The 24,713-nt window shown below is 54.2% G+C and carries 24 protein-coding genes, 2 tRNA genes and 1 pseudogene; 14 read left to right on the top strand and 13 right to left on the bottom strand.

What is annotated here, in order from left to right:
• Positions 1–327, top strand: a pseudogene (locus tag H8Q75_RS02435) (branched-chain amino acid ABC transporter permease); the annotation flags it as partial.
• 13 nt (positions 328–340) lie between these two features.
• Here the strand turns inward: H8Q75_RS02435 and H8Q75_RS02440 are convergent.
• Positions 341–2,008 (bottom strand): Ppx/GppA phosphatase family protein, encoded by a 1,668-nt coding sequence (locus H8Q75_RS02440; RefSeq protein ID WP_081711814.1) that lies wholly within the window; start codon positions 2,006–2,008, stop codon positions 341–343.
• Positions 2,009–2,105: 97 nt separating this feature from the next.
• The gene (locus tag H8Q75_RS02445; RefSeq protein WP_297040189.1) at positions 2,106–2,837 is read right to left on the bottom strand and encodes a hypothetical protein; all 732 of its coding nucleotides are present in this window, start codon (positions 2,835–2,837) and stop codon (positions 2,106–2,108) included.
• Positions 2,838–2,908: 71 nt separating this feature from the next.
• Here H8Q75_RS02445 and H8Q75_RS02450 point away from each other — a divergent pair, with 71 nt between their 5' ends.
• Genes H8Q75_RS02450 through H8Q75_RS02470 form a run of 5 tightly spaced genes read left to right on the top strand, consistent with a single transcriptional unit; the run spans position 2,909 to position 9,735 of the window.
• Positions 2,909–3,433 carry a GNAT family N-acetyltransferase gene (locus tag H8Q75_RS02450; RefSeq protein ID WP_024124731.1) on the top strand — a complete coding sequence of 175 codons (525 nt, stop codon included), beginning with the start codon at positions 2,909–2,911 and terminating at the stop codon, positions 3,431–3,433.
• A gap of 38 nt (positions 3,434–3,471) precedes the next feature.
• Entirely contained in the window at positions 3,472–5,757 is a 2,286-nt protein-coding gene (purL, locus tag H8Q75_RS02455; RefSeq protein ID WP_297040192.1) for a phosphoribosylformylglycinamidine synthase subunit PurL, read from the top strand.
• The gene (gene purF / locus H8Q75_RS02460; protein ID WP_024124732.1) at positions 5,758–7,206 is read left to right on the top strand and encodes an amidophosphoribosyltransferase; all 1,449 of its coding nucleotides are present in this window, start codon (positions 5,758–5,760) and stop codon (positions 7,204–7,206) included.
• The gene (locus tag H8Q75_RS02465) at positions 7,203–9,065 is read left to right on the top strand and encodes a S9 family peptidase (protein WP_297040196.1); all 1,863 of its coding nucleotides are present in this window, start codon (positions 7,203–7,205) and stop codon (positions 9,063–9,065) included. Before purF ends, H8Q75_RS02465 begins: the two co-directional genes overlap by 4 nt.
• Positions 9,066–9,078: 13 nt before the next feature.
• Positions 9,079–9,735, top strand: coding sequence for a riboflavin synthase (locus tag H8Q75_RS02470; protein WP_297040199.1), 657 nt, complete (start codon positions 9,079–9,081; stop codon positions 9,733–9,735).
• 5 nt (positions 9,736–9,740) lie between these two features.
• On the opposite strand, the gene tsf is transcribed toward H8Q75_RS02470, so the two are convergent.
• Together tsf and rpsB are read right to left on the bottom strand one after the other, a co-directional pair.
• Complete coding sequence (gene tsf / locus H8Q75_RS02475) at positions 9,741–10,622, bottom strand: translation elongation factor Ts (protein WP_297040201.1); 882 nt, start codon at positions 10,620–10,622, stop codon at positions 9,741–9,743.
• A gap of 17 nt (positions 10,623–10,639) precedes the next feature.
• Positions 10,640–11,431 (bottom strand): 30S ribosomal protein S2, encoded by a 792-nt coding sequence (gene rpsB, locus H8Q75_RS02480; protein WP_024124736.1) that lies wholly within the window; start codon positions 11,429–11,431, stop codon positions 10,640–10,642.
• A gap of 217 nt (positions 11,432–11,648) precedes the next feature.
• Here rpsB and H8Q75_RS02485 point away from each other — a divergent pair, with 217 nt between their 5' ends.
• The 5 genes from H8Q75_RS02485 (at position 11,649) to H8Q75_RS02505 (ending at position 15,347) form a co-directional block, all read left to right on the top strand.
• On the top strand, positions 11,649–13,040 hold the full coding sequence (locus tag H8Q75_RS02485) for a ParA family protein (protein WP_297040204.1): 1,392 nt from the start codon (positions 11,649–11,651) through the stop codon (positions 13,038–13,040).
• Between the two features lie 228 nt (positions 13,041–13,268).
• On the top strand, positions 13,269–14,279 hold the full coding sequence (locus H8Q75_RS02490; RefSeq protein WP_024124738.1) for a TOBE-like domain-containing protein: 1,011 nt from the start codon (positions 13,269–13,271) through the stop codon (positions 14,277–14,279).
• 70 nt (positions 14,280–14,349) lie between these two features.
• Positions 14,350–14,421 (top strand) — tRNA-Gln (locus H8Q75_RS02495).
• 17 nt (positions 14,422–14,438) lie between these two features.
• Positions 14,439–15,221 carry an HAD family hydrolase gene (locus H8Q75_RS02500; RefSeq protein WP_024124739.1) on the top strand — a complete coding sequence of 261 codons (783 nt, stop codon included), beginning with the start codon at positions 14,439–14,441 and terminating at the stop codon, positions 15,219–15,221.
• A 54-nt stretch (positions 15,222–15,275) separates the two neighbouring features.
• A tRNA-Lys gene (locus H8Q75_RS02505) sits at positions 15,276–15,347 on the top strand.
• Between the two features lie 6 nt (positions 15,348–15,353).
• Here H8Q75_RS02505 and H8Q75_RS02510 read toward each other — a convergent pair.
• The 5 genes from H8Q75_RS02510 to H8Q75_RS02530 form a co-directional block, all read right to left on the bottom strand.
• A complete protein-coding gene (locus H8Q75_RS02510; RefSeq protein ID WP_297040208.1) occupies positions 15,354–16,205 on the bottom strand; it encodes a PspA/IM30 family protein in 852 nt (283 codons plus the stop codon).
• A gap of 47 nt (positions 16,206–16,252) precedes the next feature.
• Positions 16,253–17,032 carry an enoyl-ACP reductase FabI gene (fabI, locus tag H8Q75_RS02515; RefSeq protein ID WP_297040211.1) on the bottom strand — a complete coding sequence of 260 codons (780 nt, stop codon included), beginning with the start codon at positions 17,030–17,032 and terminating at the stop codon, positions 16,253–16,255.
• Positions 17,033–17,095: 63 nt separating this feature from the next.
• Positions 17,096–18,169, bottom strand: a complete 1,074-nt coding sequence (locus H8Q75_RS02520) for an aromatic ring-hydroxylating dioxygenase subunit alpha (protein ID WP_024124742.1) — start codon at positions 18,167–18,169, stop codon at positions 17,096–17,098.
• A 39-nt stretch (positions 18,170–18,208) separates the two neighbouring features.
• A complete protein-coding gene (locus H8Q75_RS02525) occupies positions 18,209–19,252 on the bottom strand; it encodes a photosynthesis system II assembly factor Ycf48 (protein ID WP_024124743.1) in 1,044 nt (347 codons plus the stop codon).
• Entirely contained in the window at positions 19,242–19,577 is a 336-nt protein-coding gene (locus H8Q75_RS02530; protein WP_024124744.1) for a rubredoxin, read from the bottom strand. Before H8Q75_RS02530 ends, H8Q75_RS02525 begins: the two co-directional genes overlap by 11 nt.
• A 346-nt stretch (positions 19,578–19,923) precedes the next feature.
• Between H8Q75_RS02530 and sfsA the strand changes: the two genes are divergently transcribed.
• A complete protein-coding gene (gene sfsA, locus H8Q75_RS02535; protein ID WP_297040217.1) occupies positions 19,924–20,649 on the top strand; it encodes a DNA/RNA nuclease SfsA in 726 nt (241 codons plus the stop codon).
• Here the strand turns inward: sfsA and H8Q75_RS02540 are convergent.
• Positions 20,646–20,999, bottom strand: coding sequence for a VOC family protein (locus H8Q75_RS02540; RefSeq protein WP_297040220.1), 354 nt, complete (start codon positions 20,997–20,999; stop codon positions 20,646–20,648). The genes sfsA and H8Q75_RS02540 overlap by 4 nt on opposite strands.
• Positions 20,999–21,535, bottom strand: a complete 537-nt coding sequence (locus H8Q75_RS02545; protein ID WP_024124747.1) for a phycobiliprotein lyase — start codon at positions 21,533–21,535, stop codon at positions 20,999–21,001. The genes H8Q75_RS02540 and H8Q75_RS02545 overlap by 1 nt, the downstream gene beginning before the upstream one ends.
• A gap of 183 nt (positions 21,536–21,718) precedes the next feature.
• Between H8Q75_RS02545 and H8Q75_RS02550 the strand changes: the two genes are divergently transcribed.
• Both H8Q75_RS02550 and H8Q75_RS02555 read left to right on the top strand, forming a co-directional pair.
• The gene (locus tag H8Q75_RS02550) at positions 21,719–22,042 is read left to right on the top strand and encodes a DUF2605 domain-containing protein (RefSeq protein ID WP_024124748.1); all 324 of its coding nucleotides are present in this window, start codon (positions 21,719–21,721) and stop codon (positions 22,040–22,042) included.
• Positions 22,043–22,078: 36 nt separating this feature from the next.
• Positions 22,079–22,360 carry a DUF2973 domain-containing protein gene (locus tag H8Q75_RS02555; protein WP_024124749.1) on the top strand — a complete coding sequence of 94 codons (282 nt, stop codon included), beginning with the start codon at positions 22,079–22,081 and terminating at the stop codon, positions 22,358–22,360.
• Positions 22,361–22,364: 4 nt separating this feature from the next.
• On the opposite strand, the gene H8Q75_RS02560 is transcribed toward H8Q75_RS02555, so the two are convergent.
• Together H8Q75_RS02560 and H8Q75_RS02565 are read right to left on the bottom strand one after the other, a co-directional pair.
• Positions 22,365–22,532, bottom strand: coding sequence for a hypothetical protein (locus H8Q75_RS02560; RefSeq protein ID WP_297040225.1), 168 nt, complete (start codon positions 22,530–22,532; stop codon positions 22,365–22,367).
• An 8-nt stretch (positions 22,533–22,540) separates the two neighbouring features.
• The coding region (locus H8Q75_RS02565; protein WP_297040228.1) for a ComEC/Rec2 family competence protein at positions 22,541–24,713 on the bottom strand (2,173 nt) is incomplete at its 5' end.

The following is a 24,713-nucleotide window of genomic DNA, read 5'->3' on the forward strand; positions in this document are numbered from 1 at the left end:
GATGGTGATCGCATTATTCAAGTGACATTTTTTGTTAGCAGTGCTTTGGCTGCTGTTGCTGGCACCCTCATTGCCTTGAGTGTTGGGATTACAGGGCCACAGTTTGGGGTGATCTTTGGTCTCAAGGGGTTAGCGGTGATTGTTGTGGGGGGCCTCGGGAGCTTACCGGGAACAATGTTGGCCGGTTTTTTGCTGGGATTGGTGGAGGCAATCGTGCCTGCGGCCGCTTCGGGGTTTCGGGATGCTGCTGCCTTTGCAATCCTCTTTCTGGTGCTGCTTGTGCGCCCCCAAGGGCTATTGGGTCAGCCCCCAGTTGAAAAAGTCTAAGGCGCTTCAATCACTAATTCACTGCTGTAGCTAGAACCGTGCCCCTGGCGGCCACTAATTCCACCTTCAAGCTGACGCTAAATTGGCTTTCAAAGGGTTCTTTTTTGTAGTTGACACTCCAAATTTCCAACTCACAGCGATCGCTAGGATCTGCCGGATGGATCTGCAGGCAAAACTGTCGCTGCGGAGCGCGCCACTCACAGGTAATGTGATCCACGGCCCCAATTTGTCGCCGATCCAAGGCCGAAGCCAGCCGTAGAATGGCACTGAGTTGCTCGACCATTTGCCGTTCTCGCCGTCCCATCAATTGACGGAAGTTTTCATGCTTTTTCTTGGGGGGGCTTTTGCGGTGATAGCGACAGAGGTTGGCAATGATTTCAATTTCCGTATCAGTGTAGCCGAGTAAGCCGCCGTGGCGCACAAGGTAGTAGGAATGTTTATGGTGGGCGGAATGGCTGACGTAGTGGCCGGCATTGTGGAGAATGGCCGCTGCCCAGAGGAGTTCCCGTTCTGCTTCTGTCCAGTTGTGGAGAATCCCTTGGGTGCGATCAAACAGGGTTAGGGCAAAATTGGCCACCCGTTCACTGCTGGCCAGATTGACGTGGAATTTTTGCGCCAAACTGTAGGTACTGCGCTGGCGGACGGAGCTTTGATAGCGCAGGCGGTCTTCAATCAGTCCGTGGGTCAGCATCCAATCCACAATGATGCCTTCCCGCAGGGCGCGATCGCAGGTGATCAGGCTGCTTTGGCCAAGCATCTCCATGGCCTCAGCGAGAATTACTGCCCCCGCAACAATAATTTCCGCTCGCCGCTCCGACATCCCCAAGAGTTGACAGCGTTGGTTAAAGTTGAGCCGCCGCAATTTGGCCAGCAGAGCTTTCAAGTCCTCAAGGGTGAGTTCATAGCCCCGTAGAGAGGGGGGGCAAGTACCAAGGCGATCGCAGGTGTGAATCATCATCAGGCTTTCAATGGTGCCTGAGGTACCCACCAATTGCGGTTTTTCATGGGGGCCGAGCTGCTGCCGCAGGTCCTCCACAGCGCGATCCAACATTCCCCGCACATAGGCACGCAGGGCAATGTAGTCTTGATCGCTAATGGGATCACTTTTGACAAATAAATCCGTCAGGCGCACAGCCCCCACCTTGGTACTACTGAGGCAACGAGGTTCATGGCCATCGCCAAGAATTAACTCCGTGGAGCCACCCCCAATGTCTATGATGATGTGGGGCTTGCCGTTGAATTCTAGCCCCGAGAGTACCCCCAAGTAGATGCGCCGCGCTTCCTCTTCGCCGGAAATGAGATCAATGGTCAGGCCGGTCTCTTTTTTGACCCGCTCTAAAAACTCGCGACCATTGGGGGCTTCGCGCACGGCACTCGTGGCCACGCCAATCATTTCTTCCGCCTTGAGGCCCGTGGCCAATTCGCGACAGCGCCGCAGGGTGGCGATCGCCCGCTGCATGGCCTCTTCCGTCAGTTGCCCGGTAATTTGGCAGCGTTCCCCCAGCCGCACCATATCCTTTTCCGTCGCAATGATTTTGAAGCTGGGTAAGCTGGGCTGAATTTGCACCACCACCATGTGAATTGAGTTTGTCCCGACATCAATTGCCGCCAGAATGCGATCGCTGAGGTTCACCGGTCGCCACAGGTGGAGATGTTGTTCAGCCGTCATTGGAGTTGTCATCAAGGGGACAAACATCCCCTATGGTACCCCAACTCCAAACCTTTTCAGGGGGATGAAACAGACTCAAAACATGAAAGCCAAGACGGTCTCTCCTATTTCACAAAAGGGCTGTATTTCCTGTTAAATGATCCTTGATTTTGGCGGCAATCCGTGAGCCTAAATAGTCGGGAATAACGCTGCCATTGGGACCCAGCAGATAGAGCAACAGCCGCACCCGCCCCTGCCAAAGCATAAAATTGATATTGACCACCAGCAATTCCTCTTGCCAAAGGGCGTGCATTACCTTATAGAGCAGTGCCGGATGATTTGCAGACTCCACCAAGAGTGCCGGCAGATGAAAGACCTGATCTTGATAGAAACTGGTGGTAACTTGCGGCAGGCCTTCGTTGAGGTTAAACTCCATGGCCAGCATTTCCTCAACCGCAAACTCACCACTGAGGGTCTGTTGGAGGGCACGGCGGACGCTTTCACTGCGCTTTTTGGTCAGGGGTTTGCCCTGCTCTGAGAGCACAAGTTTGACAAAGACCAGCAGCGGTGGTCGCACATGGCCATAGAGCGAGACATTGTGAATCGTCAGCTTGTAGGCGGCCATCACCCCAAAGAGATCACTCAGGAGATAAGAGTGATTGCGGTGGGCAAAGTGGAGAATGGAGCGATCGCCCTCGGGGACGATTTGAATCACCGCCTGATTTGTCCGATGAATTTGAAAGCCCAACTTCAGTTTTTGCAGTTGGACGTCCCGACCAACAAATTGCTCATAAAAGTCCGGAAAAGAGCGGTTGAATCGCTTCAGGACATCAAGGTTACGCAGTTGAAAATCGGAAACCATGGGTGAGAGTCGCTATACTATAGCCTAGGCCGGGTTACACTAGGTCGTTTCTCCATCTCCAGCATACTTGCATGAGCTTCTGGAAATCGCTGTTCAATTCACAACCGACTGCCAGCACTACCACGACGTCCCCTAGTTTAGGTTCTCCGGTAGAGCGGGACAATGGCAGCGAAAGCAAAATTATTTTTAGCAAAGAAAAAGATATTGATGTCTATGAACTAGAAGAACTTTGTGATGCTGTCGGCTGGTCGCGCCGTCCGATTCGTAAGGTGAAAAAAGCAATTCAGCACAGCTTTTTGGTGATCTCAATGTGGGAGCAGCGGGGTGCCTATCGTCGTCTGATTGGCTTTTCCCGTGCCACCTCTGACCATGCCTTCAATGCCACGATTTGGGATGTAGTGGTGCATCCAGAATTTCAGGGGCGCGGTCTGGGCAAGGAGCTGATGCGGCAGATTATCAAAGAACTGCGCAGCGAGGACATCAGCAACATTACCCTCTTTGCCGATCCCCATGTGGTGGACTTTTACCGTCAGTTGGGTTTTCGCCCCGATCCCGAGGGGATTAAGGGAATGTTTTGGTACCCCAATTCCCGCTAGGCTCGATAATCAATAACATAGCTGAATGATCCTTTGCCATGAGCCAAACCCCCCTCGTCACTGAGGCTGAGATTGCTGCAGAAGGTCTCAAGCCCCAGGAATATGCTGAAATTGTCCGTCGCCTAGGCCGTCATCCCAACCGCACGGAATTGGGAATGTTCGGCGTGATGTGGTCGGAGCATTGCTGCTACAAAAACTCGCGGCCCCTGCTGAAGCAGTTTCCTACCCAAGGACCACGGGTTCTTGTCGGTCCCGGTGAGAATGCTGGTGTTGTGGACTTAGGGGATGGCTTGCGCCTTGCTTTTAAGATTGAGTCCCACAACCATCCTTCGGCCATTGAACCCTTTCAGGGAGCAGCGACTGGAGTGGGGGGGATTCTGCGGGATATTTTTACGATGGGGGCACGTCCCATTGCCCTGCTGAACGCCCTGCGCTTTGGTGATCTTAAGGAAGCAAAAACCCAACAATTGGTGAAAGGAGTAGTGGCGGGTATTGCCCACTATGGCAACTGTGTCGGTGTGCCCACAGTGGGGGGGGAGGTCTATTTTGACCCCTGCTATACCGGTAACCCCTTGGTGAATGCCATGGCCCTGGGTCTTATGGAAACCCCAGAGATTGTTAAATCGGCAGCCAGTGGTATTGGCAATCCAGTCCTCTACGTTGGCGCCACCACGGGGCGGGATGGCATGGGGGGAGCCAGTTTTGCCAGTGCCGAGCTGACGGATGAGTCAATGGGCGATCGCCCCGCTGTTCAAGTGGGGGATCCCTTCATGGAAAAATGCCTCATTGAAGCCTGTCTGGAAGCCTTTCAAACTGGAGCAGTTGTGGCCGCCCAAGATATGGGGGCGGCAGGATTGACCTGTTCGACCTCGGAAATGGCTGCCAAAGGCGGTGTGGGCATTGAACTGGACTTGGACAAGGTGCCCGTGCGCGAACAGGGGATGGTGCCCTACGAGTTTCTGCTTTCGGAATCCCAAGAACGGATGCTGTTTGTGGCGGCGCAAGGACGGGAAGCAGAACTGATTGAGATTTTCCATCGTTGGGGCTTGCAGGCGGTGGTTGTGGGGCGTGTCATTGCTGAACCGGTGGTGCGGGTGCTTTACCGTGGCGAGGTGGCCGCAGAGGTGCCTGCCCGTGCCCTTGCCGAAGATACTCCCCTCTATGAGCGACAGTGCCCTAATGAGCCGCCAGCCTATGTCCAACAGGCGCGGCAGTGGTCGGTGGATCAATTACCGCTACCGGCGCGATCGCCCGCGGAGATTTTGCTCACGCTCCTTGCTACCCCCAGTATTGCCTCTAAAGCCTGGGTCTATCGTCAGTACGATCACGAAGTCCAAAATAATACCTTGATCTTCCCCGGCGATGCCGATGCAGCAGTGATTCGCCTGCGGGGTACGCCAAAAGGAATTGCTGCAACCGTGGATTGCCCCAGCCGCTATGTGTATCTGGATCCCTACGAAGGGGGCAAAGCAGCCGTTGCCGAAGCTGCTCGTAATCTCAGTTGTGTCGGGGCAGAGCCTCTGGCTGTTACCGATAACCTCAATTTTGGTAGCCCAGAAACCGCTGTGGGTTACTGGCAGTTAGCCAATGCCTGCCGAGGTCTTGCCGAGGCTTGCCATGCCCTGCAAACGCCGGTCACAGGTGGGAACGTCTCCCTCTACAACGAAACAATTGATAGGAATGGCCAGCCCCAGCCCATTTATCCGACCCCTGTGGTGGGGATGGTGGGGTTGATTGCCGACCTGCAGCGGGTTGTCGGTCAGGGCTGGCGATCGCCAGGGGATGTCATCTACCTATTGGGGTTGCCTCTGACTACGCCTTTGAGTGATCCGCGCCTGAGCCTAGGCGGTTCAGAATACCTGGCCCAGATTCATGGGCTTGTGGCCGGTTGTCCACCTCAGATTGATTTAGACCTAGAGCAGCGAGTGCAGGCAGTGTGTCGCTATGGCATTCAGCAGGGTTGGATTGCCAGTGCCCACGATCTCAGTGAAGGTGGTTTGGCTGTGGCCTTGGCAGAAAGCTGTCTCAGCGGCCAGCGGGGGGCGAAGATTCAATTACCAGCGGGCACCTATCCCCGCTGGGATGTGCTGCTATTTGCTGAAGGGGGGGCGCGAATTCTGGTTTCTGTGCCACCGACGGAACAGACAGCATGGGAGGCCTATGTGCAGGCGCAATTGCCCAATGCTTGGACACGCTTAGGGGTGGTTAATGGTGAACATACCGAACTGTGTATTGACACCTGTGACAATTCTCTGCTTATCAACGTTACGATAAAGGAGTTAGCTCTTGCGTGGCGATCGCCCCTGCCGAAATATTTGGACTAAATGACAGAACAACAATTTGCTGATAAGCCGGAAGAAGCCTGTGGTGTGTTTGGGGTCTATGCCCCCGGGGCGGATGTGGCTCGCCTCGCCTACTTTGGTCTCTATGCCCTGCAACATCGAGGTCAGGAATCGGCTGGCATTGCCACATTTGCTGGAAACACCGTCCACTGTTACAAGGATATGGGCTTGGTGTCCCAAGTCTTTGATGAAGAGATTCTTGGACGGCTGGTGGGAGATTTGGCTGTCGGCCACAACCGCTACTCAACCACAGGTTCCAGTCGCATTGTCAACGCCCAACCAGTGGTAGTGGAAACCCGCCTAGGACCTTTGGCCTTAGCCCACAACGGCAACTTGGTGAATACCTACGCCCTGCGGGAACAGGTGCTGGCCTGTGATGCGCCCACGGCGGTGTTGGCGAGTACAACAGATTCTGAACTCATTGCCTGGGCGATCGCCCAAGCGGTGGCCACTGGCCAATCCTGGTCAGAGGGCATGATTACTGCGGCTCAACAGTGCCAAGGGGCTTTTAGTTTAGTGGTGGGTACCCCAGCGGGATTGTTTGGCCTGCGGGATGCCCACGGCATTCGTCCCTTAGTGATTGGCCGCCTGATGATAGAAGGGACAGCCCATTATGTCCTTGCTTCGGAGACCTGCGCCCTTGATATTATTGGTGCCGACTATGTGCGGGATGTGGAGCCGGGGGAACTCGTCCACATTACTCCTGAAGGGATTGGCAGCATACAATGGGCAGAGTCCCAACGGAAGCTGTGTATCTTTGAGATGATTTACTTTGCCCGTCCTGATAGTGTCATGCAGCGGGAGAGCCTCTATAGCTACCGGCAGCGCTTGGGGTACCAGTTGGGTCGGGAAGCTCCCGCCGATGCCGACGTGGTGATTGCTGTGCCTGATTCTGGCGTGCCAGCGGCCATTGGCTTTTCCCAAGCGACGGGGGTACCCTACGCCGAAGGCTTGATTAAAAATCGCTACGTGGGGCGCACCTTTATTCAGCCCACCCAGTCGATGCGGGAGTCGGGAATTCGCATGAAGCTGAATCCGCTGCGGGATGTACTGATGGGACAGCGGGTGGTGATTGTCGATGACTCGATTGTGCGGGGCACCACTAGCCGCAAAATTGTCAAGGCACTGCGGGATGCCGGTGCTGTGGAAGTCCACATGCGTATTTCTTCGCCCCCTGTCACTCACCCCTGCTTCTATGGCATTGACACCGATACTCAAGATCAACTGATTGCCGCCACCAAGTCTGTGCCTGAGATTGCCGCTCAGATTGGCGTGGATTCCCTGAGTTACCTCAGTTGGCAGGGGATGATTGCCGCCACCTACGATACGGGCGATCGCTTCTGTTCCGCCTGCTTTACCGGCAAGTACCCGATTAGCATCCCCGAGCCAGTGAAACGGCAAAAATTGGTGCTTGAGCAACTTCCCCAATGAGTCTAGACTGCGGCTACTGGCCTTCCATCCTTTCTGCAGCGGAAGTTAGTGCTGCTGCCACCAGTCTCAGTGAATTGCGCTCTACTCCCCTGGGTCTGGTGTGGTTAGAGCGGCGTCCTCAACAAAAGGGGCGCGTGGTGTTGGTGCGTCAAGGGCAAGAACTTTTGGCTGCCCCCTGGAGTGCGCGATCGCGAGTGAATGAGTATGGCGGCGGCGCCTACTGGTGCCATGGTGATCAGATTTACTTTGTCAATGATACCGATCAGGGCATCTATGCCCTTGGGGAACCCCACCCCACGTTAATCTACCAAGCTGCCAATACTCGCTTTGCTGATGGCTGTGTTGATCCTTGGCGCGATCGCCTGCTGTGTGTGCAAGAGGTGCTTCTAGCAGAGGGTCGTAGCCAACAGTCCATTGTGGCTATTGCCTTAGGGGGAGAGCGAACCGTGCTGGTTCAAGGAGCAGGCTTCTATGGGGCACCCCGCCTGAGTCCAGACGGTAAGACCCTTGTCTGGCTGCAATGGTCAGCACCGCAGATGCCCTGGGATGGCTGTGAACTGTGGGGCGCCATGGTCAGTAGTGACGGTTCCCTGGGTACCCCCTACCGCATTGCTGGCAGCAGTGAGGAATCTGTCCAACAACCCCAATGGCAGGGAAAGACCCTCTACTACATCAGCGATCGCTCTGGCTGGTGGAATCTCTATCGTTACTGTGATAGCCGCCATGACCCCGTTTGGCAAGCCAGTTATGATGCCGGTGTACCCCTGTGGGTTTTTGGTCAATCCACCTATGCTCTGGTGAATCCAGAGACGGCGGTCTTAACCTATAGCGATCGCGGGCTATGGCAGCTGGCAGTGGTTTCCCTAGAAACAGGTAAATGGCAAACTGTTCCGACGGATTATACCGAGATCCATTCCCTCGTTCGGGTGAGCGATCGCGCCGTTGCCTTTGTTGCCAGTTCGCCCCTGTTGCCTCCCCATATTGGGCAGTTCAATCTTGAGGACGGCACCACAACATCGCTTCGGCCCATTGCTTCTCCCCTGCCGCCTGAGTGGATTTCTCAGCCCGAGCGGATTGCATTTCCGACAACTGAGGGGGCCACCGCCTACGGCTTTTTCTACCCGCCCCAAAATCCCCAAGTGCAGCCCCCGTCACGCCCACCCTTAATCGTGAGAAGCCATGGGGGGCCTACGGCCGCCAGTGGCACTGGCTTAGATCTGCGCATCCAGTTCTGGACCAGTCGCGGCTTTGCGGTGTTAGATGTCAACTATCGTGGCAGTACCGGCTATGGTCGCGCCTATCGCAATGCCCTGCGGGGACAGTGGGGAGTGGTGGATGTGGCCGACTGTGTTGCAGGGGCGGAGTATTTGGTGGCTCAAGGACGAGTGGCGGGCGATCGCTTGGCAATTCGTGGCAGCAGTGCCGGCGGCTATACCACCCTTTGTGCACTGACATTTACGCGCGTCTTCCATGTGGGGGCAAGTTACTACGGCATTGGTGATCTCCTGAGCCTGCTCAAGGAAACCCATGCCTTTGAGGCCCATTATTTTGATCAACTGATTGCCCCCTATCCCGAAGGGGCAGACCTCTACCGCCAGCGATCGCCCCTTTACCATGCGGATTGCCTCACCTGCCCCGTGATTTTCTTTCAAGGGCTAAAGGATGTGGTTGTTCCCCCTGGCCAAGCGGAACAGATGGTGGCCGCCCTTCAGGCCAAGGGCATTCCCGTCGAGTATTACACCTTTGCCGAAGAGGGGCACGGCTTCCGCCAAAGTAGCACGATCGCCACCGCCCTTGAGGCAGAGTTGAGGTTTTATCAAAGGCATCTACTTAAATCTCATCTACTTGAATCTACTTAAGGGATAGATAACAATGTTTACTGGTATTATTCAGGCGATCGGTGTGCTCCAGCAACGCTCCGAGTCACAGTTGGTGATTACTGCCAGCGATGCCCCTTTCCTTGGGGATGTGGCCATTGGCGATAGTATTGCTGTTGAGGGTGTTTGCCTCACAGTGGAAACCGTTGATGCCACGGGGTTTACAGTCAGCGTCTCTCCGGAAACGCTACAGCGCACTACATTGGCGGCCAAAGCGGCAGCGGGAGCAATGGTCAACCTCGAACCTGCCCTGCGGGTAGGCGATAGGGTGGGGGGACATTTTGTTACTGGTCATGTGGATGGTGTCGGCACCCTACTGGCGATCGCTCCCACAGGCACCAGTTGGGAATTGACATTCTCCGCCCCTGAAACGGTGGCAGTGTACATTATCCCCAAAGGCAGTATTGCCATCAATGGCATTAGCCTCACTATTGCCCATTGCAATGAAAAAGGGGATGAGTTCAGCATTGCTGTCATCCCCCATACCTATGCAGAAACCACGTTGCAATTTCTTAGGGTTGGCGATGGGGTGAACCTAGAGGCGGATCTACTGGGCAAATATACCCGCAAGTTTCTCCAGCCCCAAAACGCCTCAACCGCAGTGAATAACGAAATTGACCTTGCGTTTCTCCAAGCCCATGGCTACGCCTAGGGGCCTTATTTTTTCTTCTTGTTTGGGCGAGACTTGCCACCGGATTTTTTGGTAGCGGCACCGAATCCCTTGCTTTCAGCCGCAGGTTCCGCCGTCTGCTCAGCAGCTGCTACAGGTTCTGGGGCTGGCTCTTCAGTTGTCACTTCCGCTGCCGGTTCAGGTGCGCTCACTTCAGGTGGGGCAGTTTCAGCCACCTCTGCAGTTGCTTCGGCGGTTTTTGCAGCAGCACTCATGGCTTGGGTTTGGGCAGCTACTTCCTCAGCAAGGTTAGTTTCTTGCTTCTCGATCCCCTCACCGAGGACAAAGCGTTGGAAGCGGCGAATCTGGATATTTTCGCCCAGTTCGGCAATGTGCTCCTTCACCAACTCTTCAACAGTCTTGGACTGATCGCGGATAAAGGGCTGGTAGAGCAAACAGAGCTCTTTGAGGGTTTTTTCCAGCTTGCCAGCAACAATTTTTTCTTGGACTTCTGGGGGTTTCCCTTTCAAGGCATCGGAACCAAGGGCAATCTGGCGTTCTTTCTCCTTGTACTCGGCGGGAATATCGTCTAGGGAGACAAATTCCACATTGGGGCAAGCAGCAATTTGCTTGGCAATGTCTTGGACCAGGGTTTTAAATTTCTCGTTACGAGCGACAAAGTCAGTTTCGCAGTTCACCTCCACCAGCACACCAATGCGCCCACCGGTGTGAATGTAGCTATCCACCAGACCTTCACTGGTTAGACGCCCGGCCTTTTTACCCGCAGAGGCTAGGCCCTTTTGCCGCAGCCAAGCAATGGCGGCTTCCATATCGCCATTGGACTCCTGCAAGGCTTTCTTGCAGTCCATCATGCCGGCACCGGTTTTGTCCCGCAGTTCTTTGACTAGTTTGGCTGAAATCTCTGCCATGATCGGTTCCTCAAGGATTAAGCGTCAGAGTCATCTGGAATATCTAGAGCTTCGGCATCACCATCGTCGCTGGCGGTCATCCCATCGTCGTCCTCATCAGCGAGATTGGCTTCGGGTTCCTCCAACTGACCATGGCGGCCTTCGTAAATGGCATCGGCGAGTTTGCCCACAATCAGCTTAATCGAACGAATGGCATCATCGTTAGCGGGGATGGGAATATCCACTTGGGTGGGGTCACAGTTGGTATCTAGCAGCGCCACGATAGGAATCCCCAATTTGTGACACTCGGCAACGGCGTTGTACTCCCGCTTGACATCCACAATGATCGCAACATCGGGCAGCCGCCGCATTTGTTTGATCCCGCCAAGGTATTTTTGTAGGCGTGCCAGCTCTCGCCGCAGGGCTGAGGCTTCCTGTTTGGGCCGCAGATCAATGAGGCCGTTTTCCTCCATGCTTTCTAGTTCTTTGAGGCGATCGACACGGGTTTTAATCGTATTCCAGTTAGTGAGCATTCCCCCCAGCCAGCGCTGGTTGACGTAGTAACTGCCGCAGCGGAGCGCTTCCTGTTCGACAATGCCGGCGGCTTGACGCTTGGTACCAATAAACAAAAAGCGTTTGCCTTTTTCAGCAGCGTTGCGGATGTAGTTGTAGGCTTCATCCACCAGTTGGGCGGTTTGTACGAGGTCAATGATGTGCACCCCATTGCGAACCGTGAAGATGTAGGGTGCCATCCGGGGGTTCCAGCGGCGGGCTTGGTGGCCAAAATGAACCCCTGCCTCCAGCATTTGGGCAAGGCTAAGAACTGCCATTGAGTTGTACTCCTATGGGTTAAACAACCATCCGTCCATGATCCGGTGAGGACACCCAAGGGGACGAATGTGAAAGATGTGCAGATTTATTATCATAGCCAATGATCAAGGCCTTTGGAAAGCCCAATCCACAGTGATTTGGTAGCGTTGTGATCTTGACGCTCGGGGGCGGCCCACCTATTCTCAAACATTCAAAACGGCTGGATGGTGCTGAACCTTGGATATTTCCCGCTTGCGATCGCAATGGCAACAAATTCACGGTGACGAAACCTCGGAAGCCGTTATTGAGGAGCACTTTGTCCGACCGCTGTTGAGTGTGTTGGGGTTTGGCGATCGCGATCGCCTCTCTTCTTTTGATACAGGTATGGGCATTGCCGATGTGGCAGCGCGGTTTCCCCGCGAGAATCAGCCTCCCTTTTCTCAGAGTCCAGTTGACCCCGATTTAATTGTGGAGATTAAAACCCCTGCCCGTCGCTCGCGCAATACCCCCAGTCAAACGGTGGCCTTGAACCTTGAGAATGGTTCTGCCCACCATAGCCGCGCCCTACAACAACTGCGCCAACTTCTCAGGGGCTGCCATTGCCAAGGAACCGCTTGGGGGTTGATCACCAATGCCCGCCATCTTCAGCTTTTTCAACGCCATGGCCACTTGGTCTATCCAGCCACGCCCAACTATGAACTGACGGGCGATCGCCTTGAGAGCATTATCGACGACCTCAAAACCTGCTTGCGATCGCGCCCCCGTGCCACTACTCTCTGCATCTACAATCACAAAGGGGGCGTGGGCAAAACCACCACCACGATTAACTTGGGAGCCACCCTTGCTGTGGCGGATGCGGCCGTTTTACTGATTGACTGTGACCCTCAGGGGGATCTCAGCCGCACTCTTGAGCTAACCCCCACAAGTACGACCCTTGCGGCTTGTCTGCAAAATCCTGATGAGCCGATTACAGCCGCGATTCGCCCCTTTGACTTGCGCCTGCGCACCAGTAGCAGTATTAAATCTGCCCATATTTTTGATGCCATTCCCGCTGGGCCACAACTGCAAAGCATCCTCATTCAGGCAATGCAAACCCAAAATCCACCCATTACCCGCCTGCGGGAACTCCTCGCCCCCTTGCGCGATCGCTACGACTACATTCTCATTGACTGCTCCAGTGCTTGGCTTTTTTTAACTAAGAGCGCCGTATACGCCAGTGACGCCGTTTTGATTCCCACCCGCCACACCGATCTCTCCTCCCTCAACAATGCGGCTCAGGTGATTCACCAATTTCTCTTTAATGAAATCCACACCTTGCGCCGTGAACGGGGTCCCCTTCCTTTACCCATTTTCTTTAATGGTGCTCCGACAACCGATCAGGCAATGGCGGTTGCCCAGGCAGAAATTGCACGGATTCTCCAGAAACTCCCCCACCTCACCCCCTACTTTTGGCCCCAGTATCAAGCCAGTGACACAAGGGTATTTGCCATTCCTGAATATGCCATCATTTCCCGTGCCGCCTTTGCCCGCGTTCCTGCTGTCTTCAAAGATAAGCGCGTCCTAGGCTTCTATCAGGCATTTGTGCAGACCTATCTTCGCCCCTTAGCTTCTGCCGATGACCTCCCCTAACAGGCAACCTTCCTAAGCGGTGCGGGTCACTGGGGGATTAAAAACCAAGTGCACTGGGTGCTGGATGGGGGGTCCTCGGGGCAAAACGTTTGAGGGTAGGATGGGGCGATGACTGCCTTGCTCGTCTCCTTGCCAGTGTTTGAGTATGCGTTTGCTCTGTAGACAAAGACACAAGGCTTCAAAACTACTGTAATCTTATAGACAAACGAGAGTATTACTGGCAGTGCTATGGGCATCACCATTGAAAATGTTTCTAAGTCCTTTGGCTCCTTTCAAGCGGTCAAGCAAGTGGATTTGGATATTGCCAGTGGCTCTTTGGTGGCGCTGTTGGGGCCTTCGGGTTCTGGTAAATCAACCTTACTGCGACTAATTGCGGGTCTAGAGATGCCCGACACTGGCCGGATTCTCCTCACGGGTAAGGATGCCACCTATCAAAGTGTCCAAGAGCGTAATATTGGCTTCGTCTTTCAGCACTATGCCCTTTTTAAGCATATGACCGTGCGCCAAAATATCGCCTTTGGCCTAGAGCTGCGCAAGGTACCCCGTGCCAAGATCAAAGCGCGGGTGGAGGAATTGCTCGAGTTGGTGCAGTTGGTTGGCTTGGGCGATCGCTACCCCTCTCAGCTCTCCGGCGGGCAACGCCAACGGGTGGCTCTGGCCCGTGCCCTCGCCGTAGAACCTAAAGTGCTGTTGCTCGATGAACCGTTTGCTGCCCTCGATGCCAAAGTGCGCAAGGAACTGCGAGCATGGCTACGCCACCTCCACGACGATGTCCATGTGACAACGGTCTTCGTAACCCACGACCAAGAGGAAGCCATGGAAGTCGCGGATCAAATTGTCGTCATGAACAAAGGGCAAGTGGAGCAGGTGGGCACCCCCGCTGAAATTTACGACCATCCCGCCAGCCCCTTTGTGATGAGCTTTATTGGCCCTGTCAATGTCTTACGCGCTCGCGTCTTCCAGCAAACCCAAGGCACGGCTCCCCACTGCGATATTTTTCTGCGCCCGCGCGACATCATTATTGAAACCAGTCCCAACGGCAACACGGTCTCAGCTCGCATTCACCGCATCATTCACTTGGGCTGGGAAATTCAGGTGGAACTGCGCTTAGACGATGGGCAGGAATTGATGGCACACCTATCGCGAGAGCGATTTGATGAGCTGCACCTTGAACCCCAACAACAGGTCTTTATTAAGCCACGGGAGGCAAAGTCCTTTCCCCTTTACTACAGCATTTAGGCACGAAAAAAAATTAGTCTATCCCTTGAACAAAGGTCACCAGACTTGTTATGCTAACAAAGCGATGCAATGGGGTGTCGCCAAGCGGTAAGGCAGCGGGTTTTGGTCCCGCCATTCGGGGGTTCGAATCCTCCCGCCCCAGTTAGGTTTTAGAAATCAATGGCACAAATATTCCCCTCATTGCTGGCCTTAGATTTTGATGGCGTTCTCTGTAACGGCCTGCGGGAATATTTTCAAACCAGTTGGCGAGTCTATCAGCAGGTGTGGCCTGAGCAGCCCCTTGGGATTTCCCTAGAGAAACTAGAAAGGCAATTTGGTCAATTGCGCGCTGTGATTACGGTGGGGTGGGAGATGCCGCTGCTGTTGCGGGCAATTGTTGAAGGTACCCCTGCTCAAGAGATTCTCCAAGATTGGCCAAAGGTGTGCGATCGCCTGCTGGCTACCTATCATCTCACTGCCGCTGATTTAGGAGCACGAGTGGACGGCCTGCGCGATCGCTGGATTGAAACGGACTGGCAAAGCTGGTTAGCGCTCCATAACTTTTATGACGGTGTCATAGCCGCTGTGCAACACTGGCAGGCCCAAGGGCAAGCCCTCGCCATTGTCACCACCAAGGAGCAGCGCTTTGTCACCTATTTGCTGGAGCAGGCGGGCCTTTCTTTTCCCTCGGAGGCCATCTATGGCAAAGAGCAACAGCAGCCAAAACCTGTGATTCTTCAGGCACTGCAGTCAACCTATGGCGCTCCCCTGTGGTTTGTTGAAGATCGCCTTGGGGCACTACTACAGGTTGCGGCAACATCGGAACTCGAGGAAACAAAACTCTTCTTGGCCACCTGGGGCTATACTACCGCGGGCGATCGCGCCCAGGCTGAGGCACATCCGCGCATCCACCCCCTCAGCCTAGAACAATTTTGCAAATTTCCCCACTGGCTGTCCCCCTAACCCCTTGTCTTTCAAGGTGGTTTTCTCTATACTGAAAAAGCTGTGAAACAGCGCGGGTCGCTAGCTCAGCGGTAGAGCACTCGGCTTTTAACCGATTGGTCTTGGGTTCGAATCCCAGGCGACCCACTGAAACTAACTCTCTAGTAGGCGGCGAAGTTCTGCCATATCGTCATCAATAGATTTAGATTTACTTTGAGACGATGAACTGGTGCGTGGTGCGTCCTGCACTTCAGGAGCAGAGACATTGATATTGATATTCAATTGACTGCTGCCACTGGCGGTCTGGGGTAGCGTCCCCGCGGAGGGGGCATCAGTCAACAGGCCCATTTGCCGCTTCATTTCCAGCAGCTCAAATTCCACGTCCTGCTTGTTAGCACTGCTTTGGAGGGCTTCGAATTTACTTTCGAGCGTATCGCCACTCAGTTCAGCAATAGCTTGGGAGCGGGCCTCCATTTGAAGCACTTTATCTTCCATGCGTTCAAATGCCGCCATCGCATTGGAGGTGCCCACCTTGCTAACCGCTTGATGAATCTGTTCGGAGGCTTTGGCTGCACGAACCCGTGCCTTAAGCATTTCCTTCTTCGTTTTGGCCTCAGAAATTTTGCTTTCAAGGGCCGTCAAGTTGTCCTTAAGGGTTTTCACTTGAGCAGCCATTTGATCCACCTGGGCTTTGAGGGCAATAGCGGTATCTGCGGCAGTTTTCTTGCGGTTCAAGGCTTCGAGAGCCAGTGCTTCATCTCCTCTACTGAGGGCAAGCCGTGCCCGCTCTTCCCACTGCTGGGCATCCTTAAGATTTTGGGTGTACTGTTGTTCGAGTCGTTTTTGGGCGGCAATGGCCTGAGCAACCGCTTGGCGTAACTTCACCAAGTCGGCATTCATATCAATAATCGTTTGCTCGAGAATTTTTTCCGGATCTTCGGCAGCACTCACTAGGGCATTGAGGTTAGAGCGAATTACCATGCCCACACGATCAAGTAAACCCATGCTTCGCCTCGTCAATAACTCGTTGACTCTACTCTAGCGCATGCCCCTCACATCCCCATGATGCAGTAGCCCGAATCCACATAAAGAATTTGGCCAGTGATGCCACTGGCTAGATCACTGGCCAGAAAAGCGGCTGTGTTGCCCACTTCTGTTTGGGTTACCGTGCGCCGCAGGGGAGCCGTGGCTTCCACATGGTGAATCATGTCCAGAATGTCCCCTACAGCTGAGGAGGCTAAGGTGCGAATTGGTCCCGCAGAGATACCATTGACGCGGATATTCAGAGGCCCTAGTTCCGCTGCCAGGTAGCGCACGTTCATTTCTAGGGCTGCCTTAGCAATGCCCATGACGTTGTAGTTTGGCACAACCCGCACCCCCCCCAAATAGGTGAGGGTAATGATTGAACCCCCATGGGTCATCAGCGGTTTGGCGGCACGGCTGAGGGAGATGAGGGAGTAGGCACTAATGTCGAGGGCAAGATGAAAGCCTTCAAGGGAGACTGCTGAAAAGTTACCACTGAGATCTTCTTTTTGGGCAAAGGCCAAACAGTGAATCAAGATATCTAAGCCACCCCATGTGGATTGAATCGCCGCAAAGACGTCGTCAATTTGTTGAGGTTGCTGCACATCTAGCGGCAGGAGCAGCTTGGGAACAAGGGGGGCTGTCAGTTCCTCGACCTTTTGCTTGAGCTTTCCCCGCTCGTCGGGCAGGTACGTCACTGCCAGCTCAGCACCCGCTGCATGGAGCTGTTGGGCAATCCCCCAAGCAATCGAGCGATTATTGGCAATCCCTGTCACAAGGGCACGTTTTCCCGATAGGTCTAGGAGCATAGGTACAGCCAGTGTGAATAACTTAGATTTAACCCTCTGATCCTACCAGAGGGACTGCTGCCTTTATCGCCAGCGCAGGACTTGGGTTTTCAGGGGGTTGACAAATTCCCGTTCCTCTTGGGTGGCCTTTTCATACTCCCGTTTAAGCTGGTAGTACCACTTGGCTTGGTAATCTGCTTCTTTAATGAGCGTCAAGGGTGGCTTGTACTTCAGGCCTTCGCTTTGCTTGGCTACAATGCGCAAATCTTGGTTGAGAAATTCCCGCGCTAGGGGAGCCAGTAGGGGTTTCAGGGGAGCAAGCCAAGGAAATGTCCAGTAGTAGGTGGCGGTGAGTTCAGTTTCCTGATCGTTAATGGGGGTGAGGGTAATCAGAAAACAAAAGGTGTGGCGATCGCTATAGTTAGTTTCAATGCGAATGCCCGGCAGCCGATAGATAATTTCCACCTCAGGGTGGCCACCCAAAATATGGTGTGCCCAAGACTTGCGCAACAGGGGATGACGGCGCATTGTAAAGCCATAGGGCGACGGATCAAAGGTTTTCGCCTTCTCAAAGAGCTTGCCGCGCTTGCGCCACCACCAGGCCCCATGGACAAAGGGCGCATGGGAGGGATCCATAAAGTTAATAAACACCTGATCTAGATGTCCCGGAAAGATGAATTTTTGTACCGCTTGGGGTTGGGTCTCGGCACTAAATCCGGGAACAAGGGGCACCTCTAGGGTGGGCTCGCTGACATTGCGCTCATTGGCCGGGAAAAAAATCCAGAGATTGCCCTGCACCTCGCGCACCGGATAGCTCAACACCCCAAAGTTTTTGAGATCCACATCGCTATCACTCGTCAGGGAGGGAATCAGCGTACAGTGGCCGTGGGCATTAAAGCGCCAGCCGTGGTAGGGGCACTCCACCTCTTCGCCATCAAAGCGACCATAGTGCAGGGGAATGCCACGGTGAGGGCAGAGATTACGCAGGGCAAAGGGCTTGCCTGAAGTGGTACGACAAAATAGGATGGGTTCTCCTAAAAGCACCTTGGCTTGACACCGACCCGGTTTAAGGTCAGCGGCTGGCAGGCCATAGTACCAGATATTGCGCAAAAAGCTACTGCCCTCATGAAGGGAGAATGAAGTGCTGCTGGGTGTCATAACGAGACTCGACCCGATGCTCGGCGGTTATTTTCTAGATTACGCTGGAGCAGCCCTCAAGTCAGTCACATACCGCAGTAAGATGCCCTTCTGGCCGAGGATGAACCCTTGATCGGGACCAAAGAAGAGAATTTTATAAAAGTTGGAGGGGACTTGCTTCACGTCCACATCCTGCTGCCAGGTTTGGCCACCATCTTGGCTACACAGCAGCACGCCGGCACCCCCTGCTAGCCATACTTCGTTGGGTGTGCGATAGGCCAGATCAAGGAAGCCAACACTATTGCGACGCAGAGGACTCAGCAGTTCTCCCCAATTCTCAGAATTCTCTGGATCAGAGAAGGCGATTTTACCCCCATTGACAATCATCCAGAGCCGACCATCAGGGGTAAAGCCCATATTGTGGAGGCGGCGTGAGGTGGTGCGATTATGGGGTTCCCAAGCGGTTTGGCCCGGTTCCCAAGTAGAGTAAAAGCTCCCCCGCGAGGAAACAGCCACATACTCTCCAGAGGGCGAACGGTTGAGGTTGCGCATGACACCAATGGCTTCTTGGACTAATGCTTGCCAGTTTTTGCCACTATCTTTGGTGCGGTAAATTGCCCCCACGTTGGTCATCATTTCCGCAGAGCCATTGCCGAGGGCTTTGATCAGGCGGGGCGAGCCGGGGAGTTTGGGATTGAGGGGAATTTGGCTCCAAGACTGGCCGCCATCGGTTGTGTGCAGCATAATTGGCGGCTCACCGACAATCCAGCCCTCGTTCCCCTGGAAGCTAACGCTGTTGAAGCGATAGTCGGGGTTATCTAAAACCAGCGTGCGCGGTTCCCAGGTTTGACCACCGTCGCGAGTTTCCATTAGCGTGGCATTGGTACCGACTAACCAACCGTGATTACGGTCAATAAAGCTCATGTCAAGAATCGTTGAGGTTGTTGGCAGTTGGATGGCTTCCCAAGGGTTGTAGTCCAAAGCAGGGATAGCAAGGGCAGGGGTGCTCAGGCTCACCCAGAGGAGAACGGTCACTAGTAGCCAATGCAGGAACTTGATTCCTTTCATTTTTTGCCAGTAAATGTCAATTTGTTTAGCGAACATTATAGAAACTCAGTAGAAAAAGAACAGCAAGGGCAAGACCACCAAAAATGAGGATGTTTTTTTGGCCAGGGGTGAGGCGATTCACACCCAAGCCGTAGTTCAGATTCTCCTTGAAGCCCGAGGGGGATCCGACAGGTCCAATGTTGCTAAATTGCTTTTTTGGGGCACTGCACACTGGGCACCGCCAGTTTACGGGGAGATCAGCAAAGGCTGTGCCGGGCGGAATCGAGCGATTCTCGTCTCCCTTTGCTGGTTCATAGATGTAGCCGCAGGCACGGCACTCAAACCGATCTAAGGGCGCAACATCAGGGGTTTCGGCGGTCATACCTCAGAAATTTTTAAGATTTGCGACATACATCTTAATACTACGGGATTTAGGGGCGTTTCTTGTGGGGAGGACAGGGAAGTTTTCAGGGCAATACTGCGCAACTTTTAGACATGTAACGAAAGATCAAAACTTTGCAACATAAATATAAAGAAAAGATTAGGAAAAGTGCCCCTGCCAAAAAGTGATGCCATGATAGGGGTATTCAATTGAGGTCAGCCCATATAGACCTTAACCTTAAATCCCCTTTAATATTCCGTAGAATGCTGGCTTCCATATAACCAAAGGAGGCTGGCATTTTACTTTTGGGGGTAAAATGAGGGCTTGCGCTTTCCACTGATCCTCTGTGACTCCTACATTCTGCTGGCACTATCCACCGCTCCAAGAAGGAATTCTCTGTCGGCGCTATCGGCGATTTTTTGCTGAGATTGAGTTGACCTCTGGCGATCGCATTACGGCCCACTGTCCAAATACAGGCCCAATGACGGGGATTTGCCAAGTAGGTGCCCCCGTTCAAGTCTCCTACCATGCGGATCCCAAGCGCAAGCTGGCCTATACGTGGGAAATGATTTTTGTTGACGGTACGTGGGTAGGGGTGAATACCAGTCTACCCAATCGGGTCATCGCTTCGGCATTGGCGGCAGGCATCCTACCGGAACTGGCTGGCTACGGTACGCAGCAGCGAGAGGTGGCCTATGGTCAGGAGCGCAGCCGCATTGACTTTTACTTAACGGATCATCCTCAACAGCCCTCCGCCTATGTTGAGGTGAAAAATACCACTTGGGCGCAGGGGGGCTTAGCGCTGTTCCCTGATACGGTAACCACCCGAGGTCAAAAGCACTTGCGGGAACTGCAGTGGCTGCGGCAAACCCAGCCGGAGGCCCGTGTCTGTATGCTTTACTTCATTAATCGCGGCGATTGCGATCGCTTTGCGCCCGGAGACAGTGCCGATCCCATCTATGGACAACTCTTGCGCGCTGCCTACAACGAGGGGGTGGAAATTTTGCCCTACCGCTTTGCCATTGAGCCAAGGGGTATTCAGTTCTTGGGAGCTGCCAAGCTGGTGCTCTAGGACATTTGGCTAAGTTCAATCAAATTGCCATCGGGATCTGCGACAAAGATTGCGGCTCGTCCTGAGGCACTGCGCTGCCAGCGGATTTGGGCTGCCACTAGGCGTTGTTCGAGACTGGCTAAATCAGTTACACCAAGGGCAAAGTGGGGGTTACGTCCCCACCGTTGATCTTGACGGGTATCTACCACCTTCTGCGCTTGGATTAGATGAATTTGCACGGCACCGATTTGATACCAGCGGCCGGGAAATTCCAGGGGGCGATCGACGGGGGTAAGACCCAGCAACCCTTCATAGAAGGCAGCAGCTCGCTCTAGATCCGTGACGTTAATGGCAACGTGGAGAAAAACCATCAGGAGTTGGCGGGTTGCGTCACCCCTAAGCGAATTTCCGAGCAGAAGGAAGCCATACTAAAACCACCAAAGCGCTTGAGAATACTGGTGCGCAGACGTAAATTGGGGCTGGCAAACCAGAGGCGCTCTTCGGAATACATGGTTTCGTATTCGGTAATCAATGTCAGGGCACCATCACTGCCCATACTGAAGCGACCCGCAACGGGTGCTTTTTCGGCATAGCCCATTTCCCGCAGAAGCTTGCCTTCCATCCGCGACCCCTGATCCAGGATGGGGACCAGTACCGTTGAGCCTTCGTGCTTCTCGCTATCCCATTCCATTGTGCCGTCCCAGCTAACCCGTGCGCCGCACACTGCCCAAGCAGGATCCATGTCATATTGCTGACACAGGGCAATTACCGCAGGATCATCGACGGACAGTAATTCAATGGTTAACTGAGACTTGCCTGACTCGGTTTGCTTAAAAGCCAAGTGATGACTCGTACGTTGGGAAAACCAGCGGCCAGCACTTTGGGCAAAAAAATCGCGGATGTCCATACCTATGCACACTGCTAATGGGGACAGAATCGATATTTTTTAGTCTTTTTTTAGGGTACACCGTCTCTTCGATTGCTTCCAAACGATCGCCCCGAGGAAAGGGCACTCAAAAATCAAAAATGTAACAATATGTAAACGAGTTTAAGATTTAAGATAGAAGTTAGGTCGCCCTCATCAATCCCTATGCTGCACTCAAATTTACCTGAGCCTCAACTACTTAAGGTCTTACTGGAGCCGCTACTTGAAGATTTTCAGTACTGGTTCACGCGATCGCGATCGCTCTTGCAGACAGAAGTCATTCCCTTCCTGGAGGTGGCGGAACAGCAGGCACTCCTTGAACGGGTGGAGACAGCCCTCAACGATGTGATTGCTGCCCAAAGCCTCTTTCGGGCAACGGACGGCCAAGTGGGGGTTGATACACAGGTATTAATGCAGTGGCATACGCTCTTGATGGAGTGCTGGCAGGTTGCCCACCACTATCGCTTATCCAAATCTTGTGACGCTTAAACCATTCTCAGCGCTTGGCTCGGAGGTGCTTTCTTCATGTTGCAGTTGATCTACATTGTTGTCTTTACGGTCTTGGCACTACTGGCCATGGCGAATTTGATTCGCAGTTTGTTGACTCTCGGCATTGAGTCACAACGGCAATTTTCACCGCAACGGGTGACCCATCCAGAACTTTTAGATAGCGATGGCCGTGTGATTGATGAACCCCTATTGGTGATGCGCTCTTTGAGCGTCGAGGATGCCCGTGCCCAACTGGATGCGATCTATCGCGAATCCCCCAGCTACGGTGACGACTCCCGTGGAGAAACCCAAGCCTAGATTTTTAGGCACCTATGGGCAGTTCCCCAGCCGCTGGCTTCCGGGGGATGCAACGGCGGCGGCTAGCTGTGGCTCTTTTGGCCACTGGATGGGGGGCAAGATCCCCGATCGCCAGCACCCCTAGCAGGTATCCCAAGCAACATTGGCAACTGTGCACTGGCGATTGCGCCAAAGTGAGAGCTAGATCAAGCTATCGTTTTGCGGAGCATTTGCCTTTAGGGAACCATTGGCCTGCCAGCGGACTTCCCCCACTTCGCCAACGACAAAATAGGGAATTTTTTTCTGCTTTAAGTAGCTGGCGATCGCCGGATCAAGGCTATTCCAACTAAGAATGACACTGCGCGGCTTGACAATCTCAAAGAGGCGTGGCGTTAATTTTCGCCCCCACCACCAGAGAACCTGCGGCGGTTCCACGGGCGTGACGGCCAGCCAATCCGTTTGCGCGGCATCCCGACTCGGATCAGTGACAAAGAGCCACTGAGTGTTGCCCATCTCCAAGGTCAAGATGGCTGGATCCGCCCGCAGGACAGTAATTTTCACCTGACCCAGTTGAACAGGTTGCCGCAGGGGGAGGGGTTGATAGGAGACCTTGAGGGTAGTCAACATTTCCCGGTACGCAGGATCACTTTTGGCCGTTGGCACATCCGTAAATTGGCGAATGGGGGTAATCCCATGAATGTCACGCCAGCCCTGCTGTTGACGGTACTGGCGATCGCTGGCCACCGCCCAATCAATGCGGTTAATGCCCTCTTGAGCCAGAAAGGCCGCCAGCCCTTGGGCATCGCCACTGTTGATCACCACGGTACCTGCCGGTTGCTGAATCACCAGGGTGGGAACCCGCGTATTGGCCAGAACAGTGGCCTGGAACAGGGTGGTTTGGCGGAAAATAAACGGCACAAGGACAAGGGTGACGCCCAGTGTAAACAGCAACAGCCAGCGCCGCCGCCAGGGGGGACTCAACCACACCAGTAGCATCAGACCATAGAGGACAATGACCTGTAGCCAACCCAAGCTGCCAAGGGCAATCACGGCTCCTGGCCAGTGGCCGATGGTTTCAATTAGCCACAGTAGCAAGGCCGTGGGGTAGTAGAGCAGCCCGGCTAGGGCAGAGCCGAGGGGGGGAAGGATGAAACCGACCGTTGCACTGATAAAACCGCCAACGGTCAACAAAATCAGGAAAGGATTGGCAATCACATTGGCGGGCAGACCATAAACAGGGAAAATGCCAAAGATAGCGAGGGACAGAGGAAGTACCCAGAGGGTGGCCGCTAAGGGTGTAGCAAGGGAGTTGCGCAAGGGTGTCGGCAGCCAATGGAGGCGATCGCTGATGGGTTGGGCGCTGACAATTAAGCCCAAAGTGGCGAGGAAGCTCAATTGAAAGCCAATGTCCTCAATCCAAAGGGGGTTGTAGATCAGCATGGCGGTGGCGATCGCCAGCAAAATGACAAGGGGTTGCCCCTTTTGACCATTCACTAAAGCCACTAACCCCGCCAAGCCCATTAGCACAGCGCGCATTGCGGAGGGGGCAAACCCACTTAAACAGACAAAGATCACCAAAACCCCAGCCCCCAAGCCATAGCGCCACTGCTGTGGCAAGAAACGCGCCACCGCCAAGACCACCGCTAGCAAAATGGCCGTATGAAACCCAGAGGCCGCTAGGGCATGGGAAAGCCCCACTCGCTGAAAGCTGTCGCGCACCTCAAAGGGAATTGCCACCGCACGGTTCCCCAGCACCATTGCCGAGACCACCGCCCCATAGCGATCGCCCAATCCTTGGGCATGGACTTGGACAATTCGCTGCCGCAGTGCCCATAACCCCCAGGGTGATCCCTGATCCAAAATCGTGACCTTACGGGCCGCTAAGCCCGCAAAGGTGTGCTGCAACTGAAGCTGCCGCCGAAAGTTAAAGGCACGAAAAAACTGACTACCCCCACTGCGGGGAAGATAGAGCCGTCCCGCAAGCCGAATCCGTTGGCTGGGATGCAGCATTGCCCCTTGCTGTGCTGGAACAGTGACGTACAGACGGCCGCTTGCCCGCCCTTGGAGCACACCACTTTTAGCAGCTTCCCCACTCAGATTTTCATAGCGCTCCACCCCTAGAAAAAAGCGTAGTCGCCCAGCGCGATTGGGCAAGGGTGTGGTTTCAACACGACCCTCGACAAGCACCGTTGGCGCTAGATTCAGTGCCTCAAGACGCGGCACCAAACTGCTGATGTCATTCACCCCGGGCTGGGGGGTGCGCAGCCATACATAGAGCGTTGCCAAGAGGGCAACCACGGTAGCGATCGCAAAACTTTGACTCGCAGGCAGTCGCAGCCAAACCTTACCCCCCCAACGGCGCCCCCCGTAGAGC

Source organism: Thermosynechococcus sp. OHK43, assembly GCF_014466085.1.
GTDB lineage: Bacteria > Cyanobacteriota > Cyanobacteriia > Thermosynechococcales > Thermosynechococcaceae > Thermosynechococcus.